This is a genomic window from Marinovum sp. PR37, from assembly GCF_028807375.1.
Taxonomy (GTDB): domain Bacteria; phylum Pseudomonadota; class Alphaproteobacteria; order Rhodobacterales; family Rhodobacteraceae; genus Marinovum; species Marinovum algicola.
In genome coordinates this window covers 103148-117316 of record NZ_JARAML010000004.1, presented here as the reverse complement: position 1 = coordinate 117316, position 14169 = coordinate 103148, and the positions used below count along the sequence as shown (strand labels likewise).

The 14169-nt window shown below is 67.0% G+C and carries 14 protein-coding genes; 7 read left to right on the top strand and 7 right to left on the bottom strand.

The window, feature by feature from the left end; genetic code table 11:
- Nucleotides 1-5 precede the first annotated feature (5 nt).
- From PVW49_RS05120 to PVW49_RS05100, 5 genes are all read right to left on the bottom strand, one after another.
- The gene (locus tag PVW49_RS05120) at nucleotides 6-1304 is read right to left on the bottom strand and encodes a TRAP transporter large permease (RefSeq protein WP_074835240.1); all 1299 of its coding nucleotides are present in this window, start codon (nucleotides 1302-1304) and stop codon (nucleotides 6-8) included.
- 2 nt (nucleotides 1305-1306) lie between these two features.
- Nucleotides 1307-1816, bottom strand: a complete 510-nt coding sequence (locus PVW49_RS05115) for a TRAP transporter small permease (RefSeq protein WP_048530753.1) — start codon at nucleotides 1814-1816, stop codon at nucleotides 1307-1309.
- Between the two features lie 99 nt (nucleotides 1817-1915).
- Nucleotides 1916-2875, bottom strand: coding sequence for a TRAP transporter substrate-binding protein (locus tag PVW49_RS05110; RefSeq protein ID WP_274590050.1), 960 nt, complete (start codon nucleotides 2873-2875; stop codon nucleotides 1916-1918).
- A 69-nt stretch (nucleotides 2876-2944) separates the two neighbouring features.
- The gene (locus tag PVW49_RS05105) at nucleotides 2945-3613 is read right to left on the bottom strand and encodes a DUF4286 family protein (protein ID WP_048530758.1); all 669 of its coding nucleotides are present in this window, start codon (nucleotides 3611-3613) and stop codon (nucleotides 2945-2947) included.
- Nucleotides 3614-3823: 210 nt separating this feature from the next.
- Entirely contained in the window at nucleotides 3824-4723 is a 900-nt protein-coding gene (locus PVW49_RS05100) for a LysR family transcriptional regulator (protein ID WP_074835236.1), read from the bottom strand.
- Nucleotides 4724-4850: 127 nt separating this feature from the next.
- Here PVW49_RS05100 and PVW49_RS05095 point away from each other — a divergent pair, with 127 nt between their 5' ends.
- The 7 genes from PVW49_RS05095 (at nucleotide 4851) to PVW49_RS05065 (ending at nucleotide 12137) form a co-directional block, all read left to right on the top strand.
- A complete protein-coding gene (locus PVW49_RS05095; protein ID WP_074835234.1) occupies nucleotides 4851-5612 on the top strand; it encodes a LamB/YcsF family protein in 762 nt (253 codons plus the stop codon).
- Nucleotides 5612-6301, top strand: a complete 690-nt coding sequence (locus PVW49_RS05090; RefSeq protein ID WP_274590049.1) for a 5-oxoprolinase subunit B family protein — start codon at nucleotides 5612-5614, stop codon at nucleotides 6299-6301. Before PVW49_RS05095 ends, PVW49_RS05090 begins: the two co-directional genes overlap by 1 nt.
- Complete coding sequence (locus PVW49_RS05085) at nucleotides 6298-7320, top strand: biotin-dependent carboxyltransferase family protein (protein ID WP_274590048.1); 1023 nt, start codon at nucleotides 6298-6300, stop codon at nucleotides 7318-7320. Before PVW49_RS05090 ends, PVW49_RS05085 begins: the two co-directional genes overlap by 4 nt.
- Before the next feature lie 64 nt (nucleotides 7321-7384).
- The gene (locus PVW49_RS05080; RefSeq protein WP_274590047.1) at nucleotides 7385-8602 is read left to right on the top strand and encodes an NAD(P)/FAD-dependent oxidoreductase; all 1218 of its coding nucleotides are present in this window, start codon (nucleotides 7385-7387) and stop codon (nucleotides 8600-8602) included.
- A 216-nt stretch (nucleotides 8603-8818) separates the two neighbouring features.
- On the top strand, nucleotides 8819-9850 hold the full coding sequence (locus PVW49_RS05075) for an amino acid ABC transporter substrate-binding protein (protein WP_048530769.1): 1032 nt from the start codon (nucleotides 8819-8821) through the stop codon (nucleotides 9848-9850).
- 69 nt (nucleotides 9851-9919) lie between these two features.
- On the top strand, nucleotides 9920-11056 hold the full coding sequence (locus PVW49_RS05070; protein WP_083415950.1) for an ABC transporter permease subunit: 1137 nt from the start codon (nucleotides 9920-9922) through the stop codon (nucleotides 11054-11056).
- Between the two features lies 1 nt (nucleotide 11057).
- Nucleotides 11058-12137 carry an amino acid ABC transporter permease gene (locus PVW49_RS05065; protein ID WP_274590046.1) on the top strand — a complete coding sequence of 360 codons (1080 nt, stop codon included), beginning with the start codon at nucleotides 11058-11060 and terminating at the stop codon, nucleotides 12135-12137.
- Between the two features lie 134 nt (nucleotides 12138-12271).
- Here the strand turns inward: PVW49_RS05065 and PVW49_RS05060 are convergent, their stop codons facing one another.
- On the bottom strand, nucleotides 12272-12907 hold the full coding sequence (locus PVW49_RS05060; protein ID WP_274590045.1) for a VOC family protein: 636 nt from the start codon (nucleotides 12905-12907) through the stop codon (nucleotides 12272-12274).
- Nucleotides 12908-12909: 2 nt separating this feature from the next.
- Nucleotides 12910-14094 carry a cystathionine beta-lyase gene (gene metC / locus PVW49_RS05055; RefSeq protein ID WP_074835224.1) on the bottom strand — a complete coding sequence of 395 codons (1185 nt, stop codon included), beginning with the start codon at nucleotides 14092-14094 and terminating at the stop codon, nucleotides 12910-12912.
- Nucleotides 14095-14169 lie beyond the last annotated feature (75 nt).

Here is a 14169-nt window from a genome sequence, read left to right as displayed (position 1 = left end):
GGGCCTCACAGGGTCTGTTCGACAAGCCAGGTGGCTATGCCGGGGAAGGCGGTCAGCAGGATCACCGCCAGCACCAGGATCAGGAAATAGGGCACGATCATCCGGGTGATTTCGAAGATCGAGCGCCCGGTCAGGTTCTGGATCACGAAGAGGTTGAAGCCCAGCGGCGGCGTGATCTGCGCCATTTCCACCACGATGATCAGATAGACCCCGAACCACACCGGATCGACGCCCACGGCGGCGATGGCCGGCATCACCACCGAGGTGGTCAGCACGACTATCGAGATACCGTCGAGGAAACAGCCCAGCAGCACGAAGAACACCGTCAGCACCGCAATCAGCCCCGGCGCGCCCAGGCCGCTGGCCGAGATGATCTCGGCCAGCTGCGCCGGCAGGCCGGAAAAGCTCATCGCCGAGGTCAGGAAGGCCGCGCCCAGCAGGATCAGCCCGATCATCGCCGAGGTGCGGGTTGCGCCCATCAGCGACGCGGTGAAGGTGGAGAGGTTGAGCGTGCCGCCGATCAGCGCGATCAGCAGGGCGCCGGCCACGCCGATGGCGGCGGCCTCGGTGGCGGTGGCGACACCGGCATAGATCGAGCCGATCACACCGATGATCAGCCCCACGACCGGCAGCAGCAGTCGCAGCCGGCGCAGGCGCTCGCCCAACGGGATGCTGTCTTCGGGGGCGGGGACGCCGTCGGGGTTCATCCGCGACCAGATCGCGATATAGCCCGAGAACAGCGCCATCAGCATCAGCCCGGGCACCACGCCGGCGATGAACAGCCGGTTGATCGAGACCTGGGCGGCCACGCCATAGACGATCATCACCACCGACGGCGGGATCAGCAGGCCGAGCGTGCCCGAGCCCGCCAGCGAGCCGATCGCCAGCCGGTCGGCATAGCCGCGGGCCTTCAGCTCGGGCAGCGAGATGCGGCCGACGGTGGCGGTGGTGGCGGCGGAAGAGCCTGAGACGGCCGCAAAGATGCCGCAGCCCGCCACGTTGACATGTGCCAGCCCGCCGGGCAGCCGGCCGACCCAGGGCGCGAGCCCGGCAAAGAGGTCTTCGGCCAGCCGCGTACGATAGAGAATCTCGCCCATCCAGATGAAGAGCGGCAGGGCGGTCAGCGTCCAGCTGGCCGAATGCGCCCACATGGTGGTGCCGAGGATGGCATCGACCGGGGTCGAGGTGAACATGACGAAGATCACCACCGCCGACGCCAGAAGCGCCACGCCAACCCAGATGCCGAGGCCGAGCAGAAGCAGAAGGGTCACCACCAGAACGGCGGATTGTGTCAGGATATCCATGGTCATTCGCCCCGCGCTTGTTCGGAGATGTCGTCACGTTCGACCGGCAGGCCGAGGATCAGCCGCAGGGTGCGTTCGGCAAAGGCCAGCGCGAAGAGCACCGAGCCCAGCACCATCGCCGATTGCGGAATCCACAACGGCACTGCGACGATGCCCTGGCTGACGTCATTGTAGGTCCAGCTTTCCGCGACATAGCCAAAGATCGCCCAGGCCACCCAGGCCATCATCCCGGTGGCGAATCCGGCGGCAAGGATGTCGGCACCATGGCCCAGCCGGGCGGGCAGAAGCTGACGCAGCGAGGTGACGCGGATGTGGTCGCCATGGAGCAGCGCGGCGGGCAGCGCCAGAAAGATCGAGGCGCTGAGCCCCCAGGCGGCGAAATCGTCGGCCGAGGGGATCTGGCTGCCCATCAGGCGCAGGCCGATCTGCGCCAGGATCAGCGCGGCAATCCCCAAAAGGGACAGCGCGGCCAGGGCTCCGCAGAAGGTGAATAGGTGGCGGGTGAGCACCATGGCGGCAGGCTCCTTTTCAGGACAGCGGCCGGGGCGCGCGCGGGCGCCGCGGCCGGATTGCAGAGAGGCCCGGGCAGGTCAGCCCGGGCCGGAGGGGGATCAGTTCAGCGCGTCAACGATCGTCTGACCGTTCTCGCCGGCCTGGTCCAGCCATTCGGCGCGCATCGTGGCGGCGATCTCCTCGAAATCGGTGGCCAGCCCCTCGGGCGTCGGCAGCACGGTCATGCCGTTGTCGGCCATGGTCTGGGTCGCCTCGGTGGTGGCGGTTGCGGCCATTTCGAAACCGCGATCCTCGGCCAGTTCGGCGGCTTCCTCGAGCGCGGCCTGCACGTCTTCGGAGAGCGCGTCATAGGCGGATTTTTTCACGATCACCATGTTCTTGGGGATGAAGGCCTGCACGTCGTAGTAATGCGAGACGAAATCCCAGGCTTGGCTGTCGACGCCGGTCGAGGGCGAGGTGATCATGCCGTTGATCACGCCGGTCGAGAAGGCCTGGCTGATCTCCGAGGTGGCGATGGTCGCCGGCACGGCGCCCAGAAGCTCGGCCAGACGCGCGGTCGAGGGGTTGTAGGCGCGGAACTTCACACCCTCGAAGGACGTGGCATCGGTCACCTCCTGGTTCATGTAGATGCCCTGCGGCGGCCAGGGCGCGGCATAGAGCAGGACAAGGCCATCCTCGGCCAGTTTCTCTTCGTAGATCGGCCGCGAAGCTTCCCAGAGCGCGCGCGCCTCGTCGAAGGTGGTGGCCAGAAGCGGCACGGCATCGGCGGAATAGACCGCGTCCTCGTTGCCCAGCGCCGAGATCAGCACTTCGCCGATCGGCACGATGCCGCGCTGTACCCCGCGCTTGAGCTCGGGGCGCTTGAGCAGGACCGAATTCGACACGACGTCGATCTCGAGCGCGCCGTCGGAGAGGCGGGCAACGTCATCGGCAAAGGCGCGGATGTTCTTGGTCAGATAGTTGCCGTCGGGCGCATCGGCCGACATCTTCCAGGTTTCGGCCTGCGCCAGACCGGCGGTCAGGGCGGCAATCGCTGTGCCAATGAGGAAATGTTTCATAATGTCTCCAGGTTGGGTTGGTGGTGGTTATTGTGCCCCGTCCGAAGCCCGGGCGGGGCAGGGGGAATGTCAGTCTTCGAGCGGCGGCAGGTCGTGCTCGTCCAGCGCCCACATCAGGCGGAAGGTCTCGGCCTCGCGCACGGCGCCGCCAAAGCGTTCGGTAAGTTGGCGCAGGGTGGCTTCTGCAATCGGTTCCGAGGTGACGTCAACCGCCAGGCAGGGCGCAAGCACCCGGCCTTCGGTGGATTCCGACGGCAGCGGCGTCGACAGCGTTTCGTCGGGCTGCATGTAATGCACCCGCATCACGCCCGGCTCGGCCATCAGCCCCTCCATCACCGCGCGCAGGGTCTCGTCCTTCACCGCGCCCGGCGCCAGTTCGACCAACGCCAGCGCCGCACCCCAGCCAAAGCCGCCTTCCTGCGCCACATGCATCACCCGGCGGCGGGTGTTGGACATGCGGCCGAAGTTGGTGACCGACCATTGGGTCTGCTTGGTAAAGGCCTTCTGATAGGCGGCCGAGGTGAAATCGGCTAGGCTGCTGGCGCGGTAGAGCGCCAGATAACGCCGCGCCGCGCCGGAAACCGCGCGGTAGCGGCGCGCGCCGGTGAACCCCTCGATGCGGACGCGTTCCTCCATGTGCTCGCGGTCGTACCACTGGTTGAAATCGCCTTCGTGATCGGGGTCGATGTCGCTCCAGACAAAGAGTTGGGCCTGGTCGGTGGGGCGGATACGGGTCATGCTGCGTCCTGATCTCTGAACAGACCTCTCCCGGCCCGGGACACGGGGGGAGTTCCGTGGTCCGGGGTGGGTCGGGCCCTGTCGATTGCTGTTGCCGCACCCTCGCCGCTGGCTGCGATTTCCACAAACGGGATTTTTCAGGGGGGGGTGATCGGGTTTTCCGATCAAGGCGATTTCAGGCTGGTTCCGGCCCGGTTCCGGTCCCGGGCCTCAGCCCTCGGTGGTGGGGCGCCGGGAACGCAGCTGATGCTGTTCGGCGCAGCCCCGCGCCAGATCGGCGATCGCCTGATAGATCGCCGCGTCCGAGCTGCGCCGCCAGACGCAATAGAGCGGCAGCGGCGGCAGGGTGGCATTGACATCGAGTTCACACAGCCCCGGCCCCGAGAGATCGCAGCCGCGCGGCAGGGTGGCGATGCCGATGCCGCGTTCGGTCAGCCGGGCGATGGCCGCCAGCGAGGTGACGCAATGCACCATCGAGGGCCGCAGCCCGGCCTGTTCGAACAGCGCCAGCACATTGGCATGCGGGCGCGAATTGCGGGTAAAGGTGATCAGCGGGCCGGTCACCACATCGGCCAGCTCCAGCGCCTCGCCGCGCATCCCCGCCGGGCCGAACCAGCCCATGGCCAGCGGCGGCAGATCGGCGCAGGTGCTGGTGGCGTCGTGCCGGTCTTCGGTGGTCAGCAGCATGTCGAGCGTGCCGCGGTCGAAGGCGGCGGCAATGTTGGGTGTGGGCTCGATGGTCAGCTCCATCTCGAGCCGCGGATAACAGCGCGCGACCTCTTCGATCAGATCGCAGAGCCAGGTGTGCACCACCGAGGACACCAGCCCCAGACGCACCCGCCCGGCGGCGGTGGCCGGATCCGAAAGCGTCATGTGCAGCTTGCGTTCGGCGGCGAGGATGTCCTGCGCCTTGTCGAGGATCAGCGCCCCGGCGACGGTGATCCGCGTGGCATGGAATTCGCGGTCGAAGAGATCGACGCCCAGCTCGGTCTCCAGCGCCGAGATCCGGCTCGACACGGTGGCCTGGCTGACATTGAGCCGGTCGGCGGCGGCACGGAAGCTGCCCAGATTGGCCACCGTGACGAAGGTTTCCAGAAATCGCGTATTCACCCCGGTGCCCCCTTGGCCATCCTGACCGCGTGACATAAGCGCAAATTCGGGTCTCGGCAACGCTGGCCAATTCCGGCGTCGCGTCTTATGCCATTGGGCAGGGGCTTTTACCAACAGGGAGAACGGCATGCGCATCGATTTGAACGCGGACCTGGGCGAAGGCTTTGGCCCCTGGCGGATGGGCGACGACGCGGCGATGCTGGACCTCGTCAACAGCGCCAATATCGCCTGCGGCGGCCATGCCAGCGACCCCGAGACGATGTACACCGCGTTGAAACTGGCCGCCGCCAAGGGCGTCGCCGTGGGCGCGCATCCCGGGTTCAACGACCGCGAAGGTTTTGGCCGGCGGGTGATTCCCATGCCGCCCGAGGAGATCGGGCGCATGGTGGCGGCGCAGATCGGCGCGCTGATGGCGGTGGCGCGGCTGGTGCCGGTCACGGTGCGCTACGTCAAGCCGCATGGCGCGCTGGGCAACCTGGCGGCACGCGACATCGACGTCGCGCGGGCGATTGCCGCGGCGGTGCGGCAGATCGACGATCGGCTGGCGATCCTGGCGATTTCCGGCACCTGCACCGAAACGGCCGCGCGCGCGGCCGGTGTTCCGGTCTATTCCGAAATCTTCGCCGATCGCGGCTATCTCAGCAGCGGGCAATTGGTGCCGCGCGGCCAGCCCGGCGCGATGATCGAGGACGCCGGCGCGGCGGCGGACCGGCTGATTTCCTTCTTGCGGACCGGGCTGATGCCGGTGATCGACGGCGCGCCGATCAAGCTGGCGGCGCAGTCGATCTGCGTGCATGGCGACAGCCCCGGCGCGGTGGCCATGGCGCGCGGGGTCCGCGCGCGGCTCGAGGCCGAGGGGGTCACCTTCGCCGCCTTCGGAGAGGTCTGATGGCCGCCGTCACCTTCACCCCGGTCTCCGATCACGCGCTTATGGTGCAGCTCGGCGACGAGATCAGCGACGCCCTGACCGCGCGGGTCCAGCAGCTCGACAGCGCGATCCATGCCGCCGCGCCGCAGGGGCTTCTGGAAACCGTGCCGGCCTTCGTCAATCTGATGATCACCTTCGATCCGGTGGTCGCCGATCATGCCGAGATGGAACAGGCGGTCCGGGCGCTGTTGCAGGAGGGCGCGGCCGCGCAGGTGCCGGGCGCCGAACGGGAGGTGCTGGTTTGTTACGACGACGATCTCGCCCCCGATCTCGCGGCGGTGGCCAAGGCGGCGGGCCTGAGCCCCGAGGCGGTGATCGAACAGCATCTGGCAGCGGAATACCGCGTCGGCATGTATGGCTTCGCGCCGGGCTATGCCTATCTGTCGGGCGTGCCCGAGGCACTGCAATTGCCGCGCAAGCCCAAGGCGCTGCGTGATATTCCGGCCGGCAGCGTGCTGATCGCCGGGCCGCAGTGTCTGGTCACCACGCTGACCATGCCGACCGGCTGGTCGATCATCGGCCGCTCGCCCACCGAGATCCTGCGCAACGATCCCGAGCGGCCCTTTCTGTTCGACGTCGGCGATCGGGTGCGCTTTGCCCGCATCGACCGTGACCGATACGAGAAACTGCGCAAGGGAGGCACCGCATGACCCAGGCCAGCTTGAAAGTGCGGTTTGCCGGGCCGCTTGTCACGTTTCAGGACGGCGGCCGGCCGGGGCAGATGCGGTTCGGCGTTTCGGCCTCGGGGCCGATGGACCGGCTGGCGGCGACGGCGGCGAATGTGGCGCTGGGCAATGCGCCCGGCGCGACGCTGATCGAAGTGTCGATGGGCGGGCTGGTGCTGGAATGCACCGAGGGCGCGCTTTCGGTGGCGGTGACCGGCGGCGATTTCACGGTCGAGCATGGCGGCGTGGCCGTACCCTGCTGGAGCATCCTCGCGCTGGAGCAGGGCGACAGCCTGTCGATCCGCCCGGGCAAGAGCGGCAGCTGGGCCTATCTGGCGCTGGCCGGCGAGGTCGCGGCCGAAAGCTGGCTGGGCAGCTCGGCGACGCATTCGACCTCGGGGTTTGGCGGCGGGGCGCTGTCGGCGGGACAGGTGATCGAGGTCGATGAGGCGCGGCTGCGCGAGGACCGCCACGGCGCCATTGCCCGGCCCGACTTTCTGCCCGAGGACCGGCAGATGCGGGTGGTGCTGGGGCCGCAGGACCGACATTTCACCGCCGCGGCGCTGGCGGCCTTCCGGTCCGAACCCTTCGCGCTGACCAACGCCTTCGACCGCATGGGCGTGCGGCTTTCGGGGCCGGAGCTGCCCAGTGCCGGCGCGCTCTCGATCCCGTCCGAGCCGATCACCCGCGGCGCGGTCCAGGTGGCCGGGGATGGGGTGCCGACGGTGCTTCTGGCGGATCACCAGACCACCGGCGGCTATCCCAAGATCGCCACGGTGATCGGCGATGACATCGGCCGGCTGAGCCAGCTGCGCGCCGGCGACAAGCTGCGCTTTGCCCCGGTCGAGGCCGCGCAGGCGGTGCGGATCGCCCGCGAGACGGCCGAGGCGCGCGCGGCCTATCTGGCGGCGATCGCCGTGCCCAAGGGCACCCTGGCGCAGCGGCTGATGCGGGCCAACCTGATCAGCGGCGCGATCTCTGGCGAAGAGGCGGTGCCGGACTGATTGCAAGGCGCGTCTTTTACAGCGAAGCTGGCCCCGTCGAGAGCGGCAGTCAGGGAGAGCTGTGATGGCGGGCAGGACGGAGGCCCCGAACCGGGCGAGCTATGACGTGGTCATCGTTGGCGGCGCGATCATGGGCGCCTCGACCGCCTGGTTTCTGAGCGATGACAAGGACTTCGACGGCCGCGTTTTGATAGTTGAACGCGACACCAGCTATCAGTTCTGCTCCACCGCCCATACCAACAGCTGCATGCGGCAGCAGTTCTCGACCGAGCTCAACGTGCGGATCAGCCAGTTTGCCGCCGGTTTCGTCAAGAACCTGCGCAGCTACATGGGCGGCGATGCCCGTGTCCCGGCGTTGTCGATCCGCGCCTTCGGCTACATGTATCTTGCCGACAACGAAGATTTCGCTGAGGTGCTGCGCCGCAATCAGAAGGTGCAGCTTGCGGCCGGGGCGGCGACCGAGCTGCTGACCCCCGAGGAGATCGCGGCGGCCTATCCGTTCTACCGGGTCGATGATCTTGTCCTCGGCTCGATCAACCGCGTCGACGAGGGCTATTGGGAGGGCGCGGCGGTGTTCGACTGGTTTCGCCGGCAATCCCGCGAACGCGGCGTCGAATACATCGAGAACGAGGTGGTGGCGATCACCCGCAATGCCGCCGGCACCCGGGTCGAAAGCGTGACGCTGAAATCGGGCGAGGTGATCGCCTGCGGCCAGCTGGTCAATGCCACCGGTCCGCGCGCGGCGCTGACGGCGCGGATGGCGGGGCTCGACCTGCCGGTGGAGCCGCGCAAACGCTATACTTGGGTGTTCAAGGCGGCGCAGCCGCTGGACCGCGACCTGCCGCTGACGATCGACCCCTCGGGCGTGCATGTGCGCGAGAACGGCGGCGGTTCCTATCAATGCGGGGCGCATGAGGTCGCCGACCCGGCGGTGGCACCGGACGATTTCGACATGGACTTCGCGCTCTGGGAAGATCGCGTCTGGCCGATCCTCGCCGCCCGCATCCCGCAGTTCGAGGCGATCAAGGTGACGGCGCAATGGGCCGGGCATTACGCGATGAACACCTTCGACCACAACGCGATTACCGGCCCGCATCCGGAGCTGGCGAATTTCATCTTCCTCAACGGCTTTTCCGGCCACGGGCTTCAACAATCTCCGGCGATGGGGCGCGGGACGGCGGAATGGCTGACCCACGGCACTTATCGCACGCTGGACCTGTCGCCCTTTCACTACGATCGCATCCTTGCCCGGCGTCCGATCACCGAAGACGCGGTGATCTGAGGCCCGGCCGATCCGGCTCTGCCCCTGCGTTGCGCAACCGCTTCACCACACGCCCAAATTTTGCCCGCCCCCCGGCGCGGCAGGGCGCCGCGGCCGGGCCGTGGCCCGCCGGTGGCGCCCGGCCGGAAAGGAAAACTGTTGACTCAAGGGAAATTCGGTAACATTCTGTATGACAGCACATGCGTGCCGAAATATGGAACAATGGGGAAGTCAATCATGAGCAAGTTTCTGGCGGCTGGGGCCATCGTGGCGGCAAGTCTCGCGGCACCGCAGATGGCGGCCGCGCAAAGCGAGACGGTGAAACAGATCGAAGAGCGCGGCACCTTGCTGTGCTCGGGTCACAACGGCAGCTATTTCGGCTTTGTCGAGGTCAACGACAACAACGAATGGAAGGGGCTCGACATCGACCTCTGCCGCGCGCTGACCACCGCCATCCTTGGCGATCCGACCAAGAACCAGATCGTGCCTCTGAGCTGGGCGCAGCGCTTTCCGGCGCTGCAATCCGGCGATGTCGACGTCATCATCAAGGCCACCGGCTGGACCATGGGCCGCGACACCGAGCAGGGGCTGCAATTCAGCCTGCCGTATTTCTTTGGCGGTGCCCAGCTCATGGCGCATGGCGACCTGGGGGTGACCGAGGCCTCTGGTCTGGCCGGCGGCACGATCTGCGTCGAGGCCGGCACCACCATCGAACGGCTGGTGGCCAACTATCTAAACACCGAGAACATCGAACACAACATGGTCAGCTATGAAAGCGCCGCAGAGCTGCGCTCGGCCTACCTGGCCAATCGTTGCGATGCCTTCGCCGCCTGGGGGCCGTTCCTCGCCGTGCTGCGCGCCACCGAGATCGACAACCCGGATGCGCATGTGATCCTCGACGATCAGCTCTCGGCCGAACCGATCGCGGCGGCGATGCGACAGGGCGACGAGAACTTCGTCGATGTGGTCAACTGGATGCTGGCCGCGCTGCTGATCGCCGAGGAAGAGGGCGTCACCTCCGAAAACGTCGAAGAGATGGCCGCAACCCCGCCCAACCCGCGGGTCGCCCGCCTTCTGGGCGCCGAACCGGGCATTGGCGAACGTCTGGGCATGCGAGACAGCTGGGCGCGGGAAATGATCGCCGCGGTCGGCAATTTCGGCGAGATCTACGACCGCAATCTCGGCAAGGACAGCCCCTACAAGCTGGAGCGGGGGCTGAACAACCTGTGGAGCCATGGCGGTGTTCTCTACGCCCCGATCCTCGACTAGACATCACGACACACCCAGGCGCCGCCCCGGTCGGGGCGGCGCCGCAGAGCGCATTTTCCGGGGGACGACATGACAGCGGCAGAGCAACTTCGGGCAAGGGCCAGATACCGCAGGCTGGGGATGCAGGCGGCGCTGGTCGTCGTCACGCTTCTGGCGGTCTGGGGCGCGGTTTCGAACGCGCAATACAACCTGACCCGGTTGAACATGACCAGCGGCTTCGGCTTTCTCGAGCGGGGCACCGGCTGGAACTATTCTTTTTCGCTGGTCGAACGCTCGATCAACGACAGCTATGCCTACACCCTGTTCATCGGCTTGCTGAACACGCTTTTCGTGGGGTTCATCTGCATCGTCACCACCACGATCTTCGGCTTTCTGATCGGCACGATGCGCGATGTCCGCCACCCGGCGCTGCGCTTTGCCGCCAGCGTCTATGTGCAGATCTTCCGCAATATACCGCTGATCCTGCAAGCGATCTTCCTGTACGCCATCCTGATCCACATGGGCGGTCCGCGACAGGCGGTGAGCCTGGGGGATGTGGCCTTTCTGTCGGGGCGCGGCGCGATGCTGCCCGGGCTCAACGTCAGTCCGACGGTGGCGGTGGCGCTGCTCCTGGCCTCGCTGGCCCTTGGCGTGGCGCTGATCCTGGCGCGGCCGGTTTTCTGGCGCGGGCTGGCGCTCTGGGCCGGCGGCAGCCTGGGGCTGGCACTGGCGGTGGCGTTGGTGCTGCGACCCGAGGGCGAAAGCCTCTTGTCGTTGCCGGAGCTTCAGGGGCTGCGGTTCACCGGCGGCATCTCGGTGCCGATCGAGCTCTTTGCGCTGATCGCCGCGATCACGCTCTATGGCAGCGCCTATGTGGCCGAGATCGTACGCGGCGGTCTGGCGCAGGTGCCGCGCGGGCTGGTCGAGGCGGGGCAGGCGCTGGGGCTGAGCCGGGCGGCGATCTGGTCGCGGATCAAGGTGCCGATGGCGCTGCGCAGCATCATCCCGCCGCTGGGCAATCAGTGGATCTTCATGATGAAGGCCACCACCATCGGCATCGCCATCGGCTTTTCCGACCTGTTCTACATCACCGTCAATGCGATCAGCCAGTCGGGCCAGACGCTCGAGCTGATCGCGATGCTGATGCTCACCTTCCTCGCTATCAACTATTCCATCGCGCTGTTCACCAACTGGCTGAACGCCCGCCTGCAATTGAAGGAGCACTGAGATGGCCGTTGCCGAAATCATCCCGCCCAGCCGTTTCGAGACCTCGCGCCGGCTGTTTCTCAAGCGCGGTTTCGGCTCGCCCGGCTCGCTGGCGATCTCGGTGGTCGTCTTTGTCGTGCTGGGCTGGATTGCCTGGAGCTTTCTCGACTGGGCGGTGCTGCGCGCGGTCTGGCGCCAGGAGAACGTCGAAGCCTGCGGCCAGGGCGGCGCCTGCTGGGCGGTGATCGACGCGCGCCACCGGCTGATCCTGTTCGGCACCTATCCCTTCGGGGAACATTGGCGCTCGGCGCTGGCGGCGCTGGCGATCATCGCCACGGTGGTGCTGTCCTGCCTGCCGGCGATGTGGCAGGCGCGGCGGCTGGCGGCGCTCTGGGTGCTGGGGTTCGCAAGCTACTACCTGTTGATGGAGGGCAGCCTGCTGGGCTTGCCGCAGGTGACCACCGATGGCTGGGGCGGGCTGTCGCTGACGCTCTTTCTGTTTGCCGCGGTGGTGCTGCTCGGCATGCCGATGGGGCTCGGGCTGGCGCTGATGCGCCGGTCGGAGATGCCGGTGGTGCGTTGGTTCGCCATGGGGCTGATCGACACCATCCGGTCGCTGCCGCTGGTGACCACGCTGTTCACCGCCGCCGTGGTGGTGCCGCTGTTCCTGCCGTCCTGGCTCGAGGGCGACAAGATCTGGCGGGTGATCATCGCTTTCGCGCTGTTCTTTGCCTGCTATCAGGCCGAGGTGTTTCGCGGCGGGTTCCAGGCGATCCCCAAAGGCCAGGTCGAGGCCGGCAAGGCGCTGGGTCTGGGCTATTGGAGCATCCTCGGGCGGATCGTGTTGCCGCAGGTCTTTCGCCATGCCTTGCCCTCGACGATCAACATGGTGGTCGTGACCTTCAAGGAAACCGCGATCGTGACGATCATCGGCTTCTTCGACATCCTGGCCTCGGGCAAGACGGCCTTTGGCACCGCGGAGTGGGCGCCCTATTACATCGAGGTCTATTTCTTCGTGGCGGCGATCTATTGGGTGTTCATCTTTTCGCTCGGTCAATATGGCGAGTATCTGAAGCGGCGGATGACCTTGTCCGAGCGGTGATGCGGGGAGGGGCGCGACGTCTGCGCCCCGCCCGGGCACCTGGTTTCCGAATTGAGCCGGCGCGGCATGCGCAAAGAGAAAGCCCGAAACCGTCCTGCGACGGCTTCGGGCTCTTCTCAGCGCGGCACCTGTCGTCAGTCGAGCACCACGGTCCCCTGTGGCGTTTCGAGCGCAAAGGACAGCGCCGCCTCGCCCTGGCGCACCTCGGCCAGATGATCCACCCGCAAGGCCTTCAGCATATCCGTCAGAGCCTCGGGATCGGGATGCGTCAGCTGCACCGTTTCCAGCCGAACGCCAAGGTCCTGCTGGCCGGTGCTGGGATGCGGACCGGGCGACCATTCGATGAAGGCCGGCAGCAGCCCGCCCATCGGCAGGCTGCCATCCGCCGGCACCGTCAGCCGCCAGGACCGCTCGCCGCGAACAAAGGGCACCACTTCGCCCAGATCGACCGGGCTGGCGGCGATCACCGCGTCGAGATCGTCGGTCCCCACCACCCAGCAAAGCGCGCGGGGCCGCGCGGCGAGCCGCGCCCGGGTGGCGGGATCGTCGAGGGTGAACCAGCGGGTGCGGCCGGGTTCGGGCGCCTCGGGGTCAATGGCGATCAGTTCGAGAAAGCTCTCGTTGCCGGATTGCATGACGCAGTTGTGGGTGCTCATCGCGTCGTGTTTGCCGCCGCGCGGCACGGTGACGCCCAGCGTCTCTTGCAGCACCGCGACGCCCTCGTCGAGGCTCTGTGTGCCGATGGCGAAATGGTCGATCTTGTTGTGCATGTTCACTCCGATGCGGGGTTCAGAAGCGGGAGGGCGGCGGCGAGATCGGCCTTCAGGCTCGCGGTCTCTTCCAGCCCGATGTTGAAACGGACAAGCTGGCCATCCTCGGCCCATGTCCCGGCGCTGCGTTGCGGGGTGACCGGCAGCACGAGGCTCTCGTAACCGCCCCAGCTGACGCCGATGCCGAAGTGATGCAGCGCATCGACGAAGGCGGCGATCTGCGCATCGGAGCAGGGGTGGAAGACCACCGCAAAAAGCCCCGCAGCGCCGGTGAAATCGCGTTTCCAGTGCTCGTGTCCGGGGCAGTCGGGAAAGGCCGGATGCAGCACCCGTTTTACCTGTGGCTGCGCGGCCAGCCAGGCCGCCATCTCGCGCCCGGCGGCGTCGAAATGCGCCATCCGCAGTTTCAGCGTGCGCAGGCCGCGCAGCGCCAGGAACACCTCCTGACCGCCGGTCTTGTCGCCCACCTCCATCACCGTCTTGCGGATGTCCCGTGCATGGGCGGTGGTGCTGGCGATCATGCCCATCATGCAATCGGAATGGCCGCTGAGGTATTTCGACAGCGAGGCCACCACCACATCGACGCCGAGGCGCAGCGCCCGGCAATTGACCGGCGTGGCCCAGGTGCCGTCCAGCACCGAGGGCACGCCAGCCGCCCGCGCGGCGCCGGCGATGGCGGGGATGTCGGGCACCTCGAAGGTGCCCGAGCCCGGCGCCTCGAACATCACCGCGCAGGTGGTGTCGCGGATCAGCCCGGCAATGCTGGCGCCGATCATCGGATCGAAATACTCGGTTTCGACCCCCATGCGCGCCAGCACCCCGTCACAGAAGGCACGGGTGTTGCCATAGACATGGTCGGCCACCAGCAGATGCGCGCCGGGGCGGACAAAGGTCATCAAGGTCAGGCTGATCGCGGCGACCCCGGAGGAGGTGAGCGTCACGCCCGCCGCCTGTTCGAGCTCTGCCAGCGCCTGTTCCAGCTCGAAGACCGCAGTATTGCCATAACGTCCGTAATACAGCGTGCCACTGTCATAGCGGGCGTCCCGGGCGGCCTCGAAAGCGGCCAGACTGTCGAATACCATTGTGGATCCGAGCTCGATCGGCAAATTGACGTGGCGGCCCTCGACGCGCGCGGGGCGGCCGGTCTGAACCAGGGCATCGGCAAGGGGGGCAGGGGGATGCGGCATGTTGGTCTCGCGCTGATGTGTCGAATTAGAAGATGACAGTCCGCGCTGGGTGTGTCAATATATGGCATAATCGTT

Coding starts and splice junctions, on each gene's coding strand:
- PVW49_RS05120 (WP_074835240.1), bottom strand. CDS start 1,304: ATGGATATCCTGACACAATCCGCCGTTCTGGTGGTGACCCTTCTGCTT.
- PVW49_RS05115 (WP_048530753.1), bottom strand. CDS start 1,816: ATGGTGCTCACCCGCCACCTATTCACCTTCTGCGGAGCCCTGGCCGCG.
- PVW49_RS05110 (WP_274590050.1), bottom strand. CDS start 2,875: ATGAAACATTTCCTCATTGGCACAGCGATTGCCGCCCTGACCGCCGGT.
- PVW49_RS05105 (WP_048530758.1), bottom strand. CDS start 3,613: ATGACCCGTATCCGCCCCACCGACCAGGCCCAACTCTTTGTCTGGAGC.
- PVW49_RS05095 (WP_074835234.1), top strand. CDS start 4,851: ATGCGCATCGATTTGAACGCGGACCTGGGCGAAGGCTTTGGCCCCTGG.
- PVW49_RS05090 (WP_274590049.1), top strand. CDS start 5,612: ATGGCCGCCGTCACCTTCACCCCGGTCTCCGATCACGCGCTTATGGTG.
- PVW49_RS05085 (WP_274590048.1), top strand. CDS start 6,298: ATGACCCAGGCCAGCTTGAAAGTGCGGTTTGCCGGGCCGCTTGTCACG.
- PVW49_RS05080 (WP_274590047.1), top strand. CDS start 7,385: ATGGCGGGCAGGACGGAGGCCCCGAACCGGGCGAGCTATGACGTGGTC.
- PVW49_RS05075 (WP_048530769.1), top strand. CDS start 8,819: ATGAGCAAGTTTCTGGCGGCTGGGGCCATCGTGGCGGCAAGTCTCGCG.
- PVW49_RS05070 (WP_083415950.1), top strand. CDS start 9,920: ATGACAGCGGCAGAGCAACTTCGGGCAAGGGCCAGATACCGCAGGCTG.
- PVW49_RS05065 (WP_274590046.1), top strand. CDS start 11,058: ATGGCCGTTGCCGAAATCATCCCGCCCAGCCGTTTCGAGACCTCGCGC.
- PVW49_RS05060 (WP_274590045.1), bottom strand. CDS start 12,907: ATGCACAACAAGATCGACCATTTCGCCATCGGCACACAGAGCCTCGAC.
- metC (WP_074835224.1), bottom strand. CDS start 14,094: ATGCCGCATCCCCCTGCCCCCCTTGCCGATGCCCTGGTTCAGACCGGC.